The sequence below is a fragment of the Micromonospora globispora genome (assembly GCF_003857015.1).
GTDB lineage: Bacteria > Actinomycetota > Actinomycetes > Mycobacteriales > Micromonosporaceae > Micromonospora > Micromonospora globispora.
The window spans coordinates 1-10601 of record NZ_QGGF01000191.1; the positions used below are offsets into that span (position 1 = coordinate 1).

Annotated in this window: 8 protein-coding genes and 1 pseudogene; 3 read left to right on the forward strand and 6 right to left on the reverse strand. The window is 74.6% G+C overall.

Translation table 11 applies throughout. The features are described 5' to 3' along the window. Positions 1–278: 278 nt before the first annotated feature. Both rph and rdgB read left to right on the forward strand, forming a co-directional pair. Positions 279–1007 (forward strand): ribonuclease PH, encoded by a 729-nt coding sequence (rph, locus tag DKL51_RS07385; protein WP_109964262.1) that lies wholly within the window; start codon positions 279–281, stop codon positions 1005–1007. Further along, complete coding sequence (gene rdgB / locus DKL51_RS07390; RefSeq protein WP_109946287.1) at positions 1004–1621, forward strand: RdgB/HAM1 family non-canonical purine NTP pyrophosphatase; 618 nt, start codon at positions 1004–1006, stop codon at positions 1619–1621. The genes rph and rdgB overlap by 4 nt, the downstream gene beginning before the upstream one ends. Positions 1622–1721: 100 nt before the next feature. Here rdgB and hutH read toward each other — a convergent pair whose 3' ends face one another. The 6 genes from hutH to DKL51_RS07420 all read right to left on the reverse strand — a co-directional run bounded on the left by hutH (position 1722) and on the right by DKL51_RS07420 (position 9720). Then, a complete protein-coding gene (gene hutH / locus DKL51_RS07395) occupies positions 1722–3260 on the reverse strand; it encodes a histidine ammonia-lyase (RefSeq protein ID WP_124811862.1) in 1539 nt (512 codons plus the stop codon). Beyond that, positions 3248–4450, reverse strand: coding sequence for an imidazolonepropionase (gene hutI, locus DKL51_RS07400; RefSeq protein WP_124811863.1), 1203 nt, complete (start codon positions 4448–4450; stop codon positions 3248–3250). The genes hutH and hutI overlap by 13 nt, the downstream gene beginning before the upstream one ends. Next, the gene (locus DKL51_RS07405; RefSeq protein WP_124811864.1) at positions 4447–5805 is read right to left on the reverse strand and encodes a formimidoylglutamate deiminase; all 1359 of its coding nucleotides are present in this window, start codon (positions 5803–5805) and stop codon (positions 4447–4449) included. Before DKL51_RS07405 ends, hutI begins: the two co-directional genes overlap by 4 nt. A 166-nt stretch (positions 5806–5971) precedes the next feature. Then, positions 5972–7171: an allantoate amidohydrolase gene (locus tag DKL51_RS07410; RefSeq protein ID WP_109965834.1), complete on the reverse strand. Its 1200-nt coding sequence runs from the start codon at positions 7169–7171 to the stop codon at positions 5972–5974. Then, on the reverse strand, positions 7168–8853 hold the full coding sequence (hutU, locus tag DKL51_RS07415) for a urocanate hydratase (protein ID WP_124811865.1): 1686 nt from the start codon (positions 8851–8853) through the stop codon (positions 7168–7170). Before hutU ends, DKL51_RS07410 begins: the two co-directional genes overlap by 4 nt. A gap of 12 nt (positions 8854–8865) precedes the next feature. After that, positions 8866–9720 carry a MurR/RpiR family transcriptional regulator gene (locus DKL51_RS07420; protein WP_109946293.1) on the reverse strand — a complete coding sequence of 285 codons (855 nt, stop codon included), beginning with the start codon at positions 9718–9720 and terminating at the stop codon, positions 8866–8868. A gap of 298 nt (positions 9721–10018) precedes the next feature. On the opposite strand from DKL51_RS07420, the pseudogene DKL51_RS07425 reads away from it, so the two are divergent. Next, a pseudogene (locus DKL51_RS07425) lies at positions 10019–10601 on the forward strand (hypothetical protein); the annotation flags it as partial.

Below are 10601 nucleotides of genomic sequence, written 5' to 3' on the forward strand. Positions count from 1 at the left end.
GAGTTCAGCTGGCCCGCCGCCGTCGCCGGCTTCCTCCGCGCGCACGGCATCGAGGCCGGTCACGCGCAGTCCGACGCCTCCGCCGCCTCCTGACCCGCCCCCTTTGCTCTGCTACAGCCCACGCACCACTCGTCGCCGTCCGGTGTTGCCTCCGCTGCAGCAGAGCAAGGGCGACCGGCGACCCTTGCGCCCCGGGACGCGTCCCGGCGGCCGACCCGCTCGCCGGCTTCCCGGGCACCCCGGCACGGTTCGATCACGGCACCGCATAAGGTGCAGGCATGGCGCGACCTGACGGGCGGCGGCCCGACCAACTCCGACCGGTGACCCTGACCCGGGGCTGGAGCACCCACCCGGAGGGCTCGGTGCTCGTCGAGTTCGGCGCGACGCGGGTGCTCTGCACCGCCAGCGTCACCGAGGGGGTGCCCCGTTGGCGTAAGGGCTCCGGGCTCGGCTGGGTGACCGCCGAGTACGCGATGCTGCCCCGCGCCACGAACACTCGCTCGGACCGGGAAAGCGTGAAGGGGAAGATCGGCGGGCGTACCCACGAGATCTCCCGGCTGATCGGCCGGAGCCTGCGGGCGTGCATCGACCTCAAGGCGCTCGGTGAGAACTCGGTCGTGCTCGACTGCGACGTGCTGCAGGCCGACGGTGGCACCCGCACCGCCGCGATCACCGGCGCGTACGTGGCGCTGTACGACGCGGTCGGCTGGCTGGCCGAGCGCAAGGCGCTGGCCGGCAAGCCGGAGAAGGTGATGCACCGCTCGGTGGCCGCGGTCAGCGTGGGCATCATCGGCGGTGAGCCGCGGCTGGACCTCTGCTACGAGGAGGACGTGGCCGCCGAGGTGGACATGAACGTGGTCTGCACCGGCACCGGCGACTTCGTCGAGGTGCAGGGGACGGGCGAGGCCGGCATCTTCGCCCGCGATCAGCTCGACGCCATGCTCGACCTGGGCGTGCTGGGCTGCCTGGAACTGGCCGACGCACAGCGGAAGGCACTTGCCTCATGAACAAGGTCCTGCTCGCCACCCGGAACCGGAAGAAGCTCGTCGAGCTGCAGCGGATCCTCGACGGTGCGCTTGGCGCGCACCGGATCGCCCTGCTCGGCCTCGACGACGTCGAGGAGTATCCGGAGCTGCCGGAAACCGGCCTGACCTTCGGCGAGAACGCGCTGATCAAGGCCCGGGAGGGCGCCCGGCGGACCGGCCTGCCGACCATCGCGGACGACTCCGGGCTGGCCGTGGACGCGCTCAACGGCATGCCGGGCGTGTTCAGCGCCCGCTGGGCTGGCCGGCACGGCAACGACCAGGCGAACCTTCAGCTGGTGTTGGACCAGATCGCCGACCTGCCGGACGAGCACCGGGGCGCCTCCTTCGTCTGCACGGTGGCGCTGGTGCTGCCCAGCGGCAAGGAGCACCTGGTTGACGGCCGCCAGTCCGGCCGGCTGCTACGCGCCCCGCGCGGTCAGGGCGGCTTCGGCTACGACCCGATCTTCCTCGGCGACGGGCAGGAACTGACCAACGCCGAGCTGACGCCCGAGGAGAAGGACGCGGTCAGCCACCGCGGCAAGGCGCTGCGCGAGCTGGCCAAGCTGGTCGCCAAGGTCCTCCCGCCCACCCCCTGACCACAGCCGTACCCGCACTTTTACGGGAAGAGTGGCCATCCGACGCCGGATGACCACTCTTTCCGTGAATCTGCGCCCCTGAGAGGGGGGCGCCCAGCGGTCAGGCCAGGGGGCCGACCTCGCGTTCGATGGCGGCGCGCAGGTCCGGGCCGGCCAGGACCGCCCGGGCGGCCTCCATGACCGGGGCGAGGAAGACGTCCGGACCGGGCTCACCGGCGACCCCGCCGAGCGCCGCCACCGCGGCCCGGCCGGCCGGGGACGGCGCAAGTGGGGCGCGGAGCTGAAGCCCGCGGACGGCCGCCAGCAGCTCCACCGCGAGCACGCTGGTCAGGTTGTCCAGCACGGTCCGCAGCTTCTTGGTCGCCGCCCAGCCCATCGAGACGTGGTCCTCCTGCATGCCGCTGGTGGGCAGCGAGTCCACCGAGGCGGGGGCGGCCAGCCGGCGGTTCTCGGCGACGATCCCGGCCGCGGTGTACTGGGCGATCATCAGGCCCGAGTTGACCCCGGCGTCGGGGGAGAGGAACGCCGGCAGTTCCCGGTTGCGGGCGACGTCGAGCAGCCGGTCGACCCGGCGTTCGGCGATCGCGCCCACCTCGGCGGCGGCGATGGCCAGGAAGTCGGCGGCGAAGCCGAGCGGCGCGCCGTGGAAGTTGCCGGTCGACTCGACCCGGCCGTCCGGCAGCACCACCGGGTTGTCCACCACGGACCGCAGCTCGCGGGCGGACACCGTCTCGACGAAGTCGAGGGTGTCCCGGGCCGCGCCGGCCACCTGCGGCGCGCACCGCATCGAGTACGCGTCCTGCACCGCGTGCGCCAGGTCGTCGCGGTGCGAGTCCATCACCTGCGAGTTCTGCAGCAGCCGGTGGATGTTCGCCGCGGACGCGGCCTGCCCGGGGTGCGGCCGGATGGCGTGCAGCTCGGGCAGGAACGGCCGTTCCGAGCCGAGCATCGCCTCGATGGCCAGGGCGGCGGTCACGTCGGCCATGGCGAACAGGTGCTGGGCGTCGTGGATCGCCAGCAGCAGCATGCCGAGCATGCCGTCGGTGCCGTTGATCAGCGCCAGCCCCTCCTTGGCGGCGAGCTCGATCGGCTTCAGACCGACCCGGTGCAGCGCATCGGCGGCGGGAATCCGGTCGCCGGTCGGGCCGAGCACCCAGCCCTCGCCGAGCAGCACCAGCGCGCAGTGGGCCAGCGGTGCCAGGTCGCCGGAGGCGCCGAGCGAGCCGTGCTCCGGCACCCACGGGGTGATCTCGTGGTTGAGCAGGTCGATCAGGGCCTCGGCGACCAGCGGGCGGACGCCGGAGCGGCCGAGCGCGAGGGAGCGGACCCGCAGCAGCATCATCGCCCGGACCACCTCCCGGGGCATCGGCGCGCCCACTCCGGCGGCGTGCGAGCGGATCAGCGCGTGCTGCAGTTCGGCCCGCCGCTCGGGCGCGACGAACGTGTTGGCGAGCGCCCCGAATCCGGTGGAGACGCCGTAGACGGGCCGGCCGGCCGCCTCGATGCCGTCCACGATGGACCGACTGGTCGCCATCGCCTCCACGGCGGCGGGGTCGAGGACGACCTTGGCGGTGCCGCGGGCCACGGCGAGCACGTCGGCGGCGGAGATTCCGGTGGGCTGGATGACTACGGTCGACATTGCGGCACTCCGTTGTGCAGAACCTGGCGGATCAGTGGCACACCCGGCCGGTAGGCCAGGTGCAGGTGGGACGGGGCGTCGAGGATCATCAGGTCGGCCGGGGCGCCGGGGCGCAGCCGCCCGATGTCGTCGCGGCGCAGCGCCGCGGCACCGCCGGCGGTCGCGGCCCAGACCGCCTCCGCCGGGGTCATCCGCATCTCGCGTACGGCGAGCGCGAGGCAGAACGGCATCGACGACGTGTACGACGACCCGGGGTTGCAGTCGGTCGCCAACGCCACGGTCACGCCGGCGTCGAGCAGTCGACGGGCGTCCGGGTACGGCGACCGGGTGGAGAACTCCGCGCCGGGCAGCAGCGTGGCCACGGTGGCCGTGCCCCCGTCCTCCGTCGCGGTCGAGGCCAGCGCCTCGATGTCGGCGTCGGTCAGGTGGGTGCAGTGGTCGACGCTGGCCGCGCCCAGCTCCACCCCGAGTTGCACGCCCGGCCCGGGGCCGAGCTGGTTGGCGTGCAGCCGCACGCCCAGCCCGACGGCCTGGCCGCAGGCGAGGATCGCCCGGGCGTGGTCCACGTCGAAGGCGCCCCGCTCGCAGAACACGTCGATCCAGCGGGCGTACGGGGCGGCGGCGGCCAGCATCGGCCCGCAGACCATCCCGACGTAGTCGTCGGGGCGGTCGGCGTACTCGGCCGGGACGACGTGCGCGCCGAGGAAGGTGGTTTCCTCGGTGAACTCGGTGGCGATCCGCAGCGAGCGGGCCTCGTCGGCGACGGTGAGGCCGTACCCGCTCTTGATCTCGATGGTGGTGGTGCCCTGCCGCATGGCCTCGACGCGGAGCCGGCGCACGGTGGCCCGCAGCTCGTCGTCGGAGGCGGCCCGGGTCGCGCCGACCGTGGTGCGGATGCCGCCCCCGGTGTACGGCTGCCCGGACATCCGGGCCGCGAACTCGGCGGCCCGGTCCCCGGCGAAGACCAGGTGGGCGTGGCTGTCCACGAAGCCGGGGAGCACCGCCGCCCCCTCGGCGTCGATCCGCCGGTCGGCGGCCGGGGCGTACCGGGTCGGACCGATCCAGGCCACCCGACCCGCCTCGACCAGCACGGCGGCGTGGTGGCGGATGCCCAGCGGGCCGCCCTCGCCCTCACCGGCGACGTTGGTGACCAGCTCCCCGATGTTGTCCACCAGGAGGCTGCCGGTCATGCCGTCACCTCCTCGATGGCGTCGCGCAGCTCGGTCGGCACGTCGACGGTGAGGTGCCGGCCCTCGGCCACCACCACCCGGCCGTCGACCACGACGTGGCTGACATCCGCCGCGGTGGCCGCGAAGAACGCCCCGACCGGGGGCACGCCGGCGGTACGGGCGCTGTCCAGCCGTACGGTGACCAGGTCGGCCCGGTCGCCCACGGCCAGCCGGCCGGCGTCCCCCCAGCCGAGCGCGGCGTGCCCGGCCACCGTGGCGGCGGTGACCAGCTCGGCGGCGGCGAAGTGTCCACGGCGGCGGGTGCGCAGCCGCTCGTCCAGTTCGACCGCCCGGGCCTCCTCGAAGAGGTCGACCACGGCGTGGCTGTCGCTGCCGAGGCTGAGCGGGCTGCCCGCCTCGGCCATCCGGCGGGCCGGCCCGATCCCGTCGGCCAGGTCCCGCTCGGTGGTGGGGCAGAGGCAGATGCCGGTCCGGCTCTCCCCGAGCAGCGCCAGGTCGGCCCTGGTCGGGTGGGTGGCGTGCACGGCGGTGGTGTGCGGGCCCAGCACCCCGTGCTCGGCCAGCAGCCGGGTCGGGGTGCAGCCGTGCACTGCCCGGCAGGAGTCGTTCTCGGCGGGCTGCTCCGACAGGTGCACGTGCAGCGGCAGCCCGCTGCGGTCCGCCCAACCGGCCACGGTGGCGAGCTGTTCCGCCGGCACCGCCCGGACAGAGTGGATCGCCGCGCCGACCCGCGCCTGGTCGTTGTGCGGGGTGAAGCCGCTGACCCGTTCCGCCCAGCGCAGGGCATCCCCGTCGCTGAACCGCCGCTGCGGCCCGACCAGCGGCGCACCGTCCACGCTGGCGGTCAGGTAGGCGGTGTCCAGCAGGGTGAGCCGGATGCCGGCGTGCGCGGCGGCCTCCACCAGCGCGGCGGACATCGCGTTCGGGTCGGCGTACGGCTTGCCGTCGGGACCGTGGTGCAGGTAATGGAACTCGCCCACGCAGGTGATCCCGGCGAGTGCCATCTCGGCGTACGCGGCCCGGGCCAGGGCCAGGTAGGAGTCCGGGTCGAGGCGCTGGGCGATGTCGTACATGCCCTCCCGCCAGGTCCAGAAGTCGCCCCGCCGGGCGTGGGTACGCCCGCGCAGCGCCCGGTGGAAGGCGTGCGAGTGGGCGTTGGCCAGCCCGGGCAGGGTGAGCCCGGGCAGCCGTACCGCGTCGCCGAGCACCTCCACCCCGGCTGGCGGTCGGCTCCCGGCGGTCAGCGGGGCGACGGCGGTGATCCGGCCGCCGTCGGTCTCGATCAGCACGTCGGGGGTGGGCTCGGCGTGGTCGGGCAGCCAGGCGTACTCGGCGAGCCAACGGGTCGCGGTCATGCTGTCAGCTTCCTTTGGAGCTGCCCCGTCCGTGCGGTCGCAGCGCCGGGAAGATCTCGCGTTCTTGACGGCCGCCGCGCCTGCCCCGTCCGCGCGGGCAGCTCCAAAGGACTCCATCGGTGGTATCGGTCGGCCGCGCTGGCGTCCGGCCGGCCGGAGCTTCGGTTCACCGGCATGCCAGCTCCTCGAGGACCCGGGCCAGGGCGGTCACGCCGGCGGCGCAGTCCGCGTCGGTGGCGGACTCGGCGGGGGAGTGCGACACCCCGGTCGGGTTGCGGACGAAGAGCATCGCGGTGGGCAGGTGCGCGGCGAGCACCCCCGCGTCGTGCCCGGCCCCGGTGGGCAGCACCGGCGCGTCCAGCAGTCGGGCCAGCCGGTCCGCCAGCCCGCCGTCGAACGCCACCAGCGGGGTGGCGGACTCCTCGGTCAGGGTGAGCTCCGTGCCGTCCCGCTTCGCCCGCTCGGCGGCCTTCACGTGCACCGCGTCGACCAGGCCGTGCAGGGTCTCCGGTTCGGCCGCCCGGGCGTCCAGCCAGCCGGTCACCCGCGACGGGATGGCGTTGGTGGCGTTCGGCTCGACCCGGACCCGGCCCACGGTGGCGTGCGCCCCGCGCAGCCGGGCCTCCTTGTTCGCCGCCAGCACGGTGAAGGCGTACGTGAGCATGGGGTCGCGGCGGTCGGCCATCCGGGTCGTACCGGCGTGGTTGCCCTCGCCGTGGAAGTCGAAGCGCCAGCGGCCGTGCGGCCAGATCGCGCTGGCCACCGCGACCGGCGCATCCTGCTCGACCAGCGCGCGGCCCTGCTCGACGTGCAGCTCCACGAAGGCCGCGAAGCGGCCGAGCAGGCCTGCGTCGGCGCCCGTCGGCCGGTCACCCAGCGCCTCGGCGAAGCTCACCCCGTCGGCGTCGCGCAGCTCCGCCGCCCGCTCCACCGACAGCGCCCCGCTGAGCAGCCGCGACCCCAGGCACGGTACGCCGAAGCGCGCCCCCTCCTCCTCGACGAACGCGCCGACCGCCACCGACCGGGACGGCGCGACGCCCGCGGCCCGCAGCTCGTCCACCGCGAGGAACGCGCTGACGATGCCGAGCGGCCCGTCGTACGCCCCGCCGTGCGGCACCGAGTCGAAGTGGCTGCCGGTGAGCACCGCCGCCCCGGCCTGCGGGTCACCCCACCAGGCGAAGAGGTTGCCGTTGCCGTCCCCGGTCACCGGCATGCCCCGGTGCTCGGCCTGCTCGCGGAACCAGTTCCGCAGCCACAGCTCCGGCTCGGTCAGCGCGTAGCGCAGGTAGCCGCCGCTGCGCTCGTCCCGACCGACCGGCGCGAGCTCGTCCCACAGTTTGCGGAACCGGGCGGCGAGGTCGGTCACGCCGGCCCCTCCGCCATCGGCACCCGGACGCCGGTGCGCTCGGCGACCTCCCGGGCGCGGTCGTAGCCCGCGTCCACGTGCCGGATGACGCCCATCGCCGGGTCGTTGGTGAGCACCCGCTCGATCTTCTGGCCGGCCAGGGCGCTGCCGTCGGCGACGCAGACCTGCCCGGCGTGGATGGAGCGGCCGATGCCCACGCCGCCGCCGTGGTGGATGGAGACCCAGGACGCCCCGCTGGCGGTGTTGACCAGGGCGTTGAGCAGCGGCCAGTCGGCGATCGCGTCGGAGCCGTCGGCCATCGCCTCGGTCTCCCGGTACGGGCTGGCCACGCTGCCACAGTCCAGGTGGTCGCGACCGATCACCACCGGCGCGGAGAGCTCGCCGGAGGCGACCATCTCGTTGAACCGCACCCCGGCCTTGTCCCGCTCGCCGTAGCCGAGCCAGCAGATCCGCGCCGGCAGGCCCTGGAAGGCGACCCGCTCGCCGGCCATCTTGATCCACCGGGCCAGCGACTCGTTCTCCGGGAACAGGTCCAGGATCGCCCGGTCGGTGGCCGCGATGTCGGCCGGGTCACCGGAGAGCGCCGCCCAGCGGAACGGGCCCTTCCCCTCGCAGAACAGCGGCCGGATGTACGCCGGCACGAAGCCGGGGAAGTCGAACGCCCGCTCGTACCCGCCGAGCTTCGCCTCGCCCCGGATCGAGTTGCCGTAGTCGAAGACCTCGGCGCCCGCGTCGAGGAAGCCGACCATCGCCTCGACGTGCTTCGCCATCGACGCCCGGGCCCGATCGGTGAACTCGGCCGGCTTCTTCGCCGCGTAGTCCCGGACGTCGGCCAGCTCCACCCCCTCCGGCACGTACGACAGCGGGTCGTGCGCGCTGGTCTGGTCGGTGACGATGTCGATCGCCACGCCCCGGCGCAGCAGCTCCGGGAAGACCGTGGCCGCGTTGCCGACCACGCCGACGCTCAGCGCCCGGCGCTCCTGCTTGGCGGCGAGCACCCGCTCGACCGCGTCGTCCAGCGAGTCGGCCACCTCGTCCAGGTACCGGTCGTGCACCCGGCGGTCCAGCCGGCTGCGGTCCACGTCCACGATCAGGCAGGCGCCGCCGTTCATGGTGACCGCGAGCGGCTGGGCGCCACCCATCCCGCCGCAGCCGGCGGTCAGGGTCAGCGTCCCGGCCAGGGTGCCGCCACCGAATTGCTGCCCGTCGCCGCGGGCGCCGGCGAGCTTGGCCGCCACGGCGGCGAACGTCTCGTACGTGCCCTGGAGGATGCCCTGGGTGCCGATGTAGATCCACGAGCCGGCGGTCATCTGCCCGTACATGGTCAGCCCGAGCTGCTCCAGCCGGCGGAACTCCGGCCAGGTGGCCCAGTCGCCGACCAGGTTCGAGTTGGCCAGCAGCACCCGCGGCGCCCACTCGTGGGTCCGCATGACGCCCACCGGGCGGCCGGACTGCACCAGCATCGTCTCGTCGTCGCGCAGGTCGGTCAGCGTCCGCACCAGTGCGTGGTAGGACGGCCAGTCCCGGGCGGCCTTGCCGGTGCCGCCGTAGACCACCAGGTCGTCGGGGCGCTCGGCCACCTCGGGGTCGAGGTTGTTCATCAGCATCCGCAGCGCGGCCTCCTGCGGCCACCCCCGGGCGGTTCGTTCGGTGCCGCGGGCGGCGCGGACGGGCTGGTGCATTTCGTACTCCTCTCAGCCGAGGAACAACTGGCGGCGGGCGGCGGACGACTCGAACGCCTCGAGCCGGGCCTGGGTGTCGGCCGGGGTGGCGTCGCAGATCGCCTGCAGCACCACCATGGCCAGGGTCATCGGGGCGGTGTGCAGGTCGAAGACGAGGTCGGTGCCGACGACGGCGGGCAGCACCACGTCGGCGTGCTCGGTGGCCGGGCTGACCGGTGAGTCGGTGATCGCCACGACCCGTAGCCCCGCGGCCCGGGCCTCGCGCAGGGCGTCCAGGGTCTCCCTGGGGTAGCGGGGCAGCACGAAGGCGAGCAGCGCGGTGGCCCCGGCGGCGGCGGCCTGTTCGAGGCGGTCGGTCAGCAGGCTGCCGCCGGCGTCGAGCACCCGCACGTCCGGGTGCACCTTGGCGGCGAAGAAGGCGAAGTACGCGGCCAGCGGCCCGGCGGCGCGCAGCCCGAGCACCGGCAGCGGGCGGCTGGCGGCCAGCAGCTTGCCGACCTCGGCGATCCGGTCCCGGTCGGCGAGCTGCCCGGCGAGCCGGTCGAGGTTGCCCATCTCGGCCCGGACGGCTCGCTGGAGCTCATTTCCGGCGTCGGCCGGGTCGGCGGCGTCGGTCGCGGTCAGCTCTCGCAGCCGGCGGCGCAGCGCGGGGTACCCGTCGTGCCCGAGCGCCATCGCGAACCGGGTCACCGACGGCTGGCTGACCCCGGCCAGCTCGGCGACCTCGGCCGCCGACAGGTACGCGGCAGCGCCGGCCTGCTGCACCAGGCAGTGCGCGATCCGCCGCTGCGTCGGGGTGAGCCGGACCCCGTGGAAGAGGTCCAGCACCCGGTCGGTCGGTGCCCCCACGGCACCGCTTTCATTCATGGCGCGACTCTATGCATGAAAACTTTCACAGCGCAACCCGCCCACCCGACCCGCACGCCGGCGGCGATCGTCCGCCCGGGTCCGACCGCGGGGTCGTGCGTACCGGCGGCGCGGGTGGCCGTCCTGTCGACCGACGTGACCGACGGCACCCGGACGAGCGCGCGATCACCTCGCGCAGCCCATGCTGCGCCGCTTCCCTCCACATCGGTACGTCCACTGTGCGCTGACCGACCGGCGGGCAGAGTGGCGGGCGCACTCTCTGTACTATCCGCACGGCGGGTGAGCAGAGGAGTGGGGCATGCAGCCGGAAGGTCCGTACAGGTTCACCGAGACGCTGGGGGAATGCCAGGTCGGCAGAGCCTGGGCGGCTCTCGACGGGCAGGACCGACCGGTGACCGTGGCGGTGCTGGAGGGCGCGGCGGCCGGCGACCAGCGCTGGCGCGAGGCGTTCGCCAACGCGGCCAACGTGCTGGCCCAGACCCCCGACAGCCACCGCTACGTCAACGCCGACTTCGCCGCCGCCGAGCCCTGGGTCGCGTACCCCTCCGAGGAGGGCGGCGCCGCCGCGCGCCTCTTCCAGACCCTCGGCATGAACTACCAGCCCACCGCCACCGCCGAGGTGCTGCCGCAGCCGCCGGTCGTGGTCGTACCGGCCCCGGCCGAGGGGGCCCGGCCCACGTCCGCCCCGCCGCAGCCCGTCTCCTCGCCGCCGCAACTGCCGTGGGCTCCGCAGCCCTGGGCGATGGCACCGCAGCCCGTCTCCCGCGCCCCGCTCTCCCCGGTCGCCGTTCCCGCGGCGCCCCCCCCGGCCCCGCTCGACAACTCCCGCGGCCGCCGCATCGCACCGCTGCAGCCGCCGGCCCGCAGCCGCACCTGCCTCT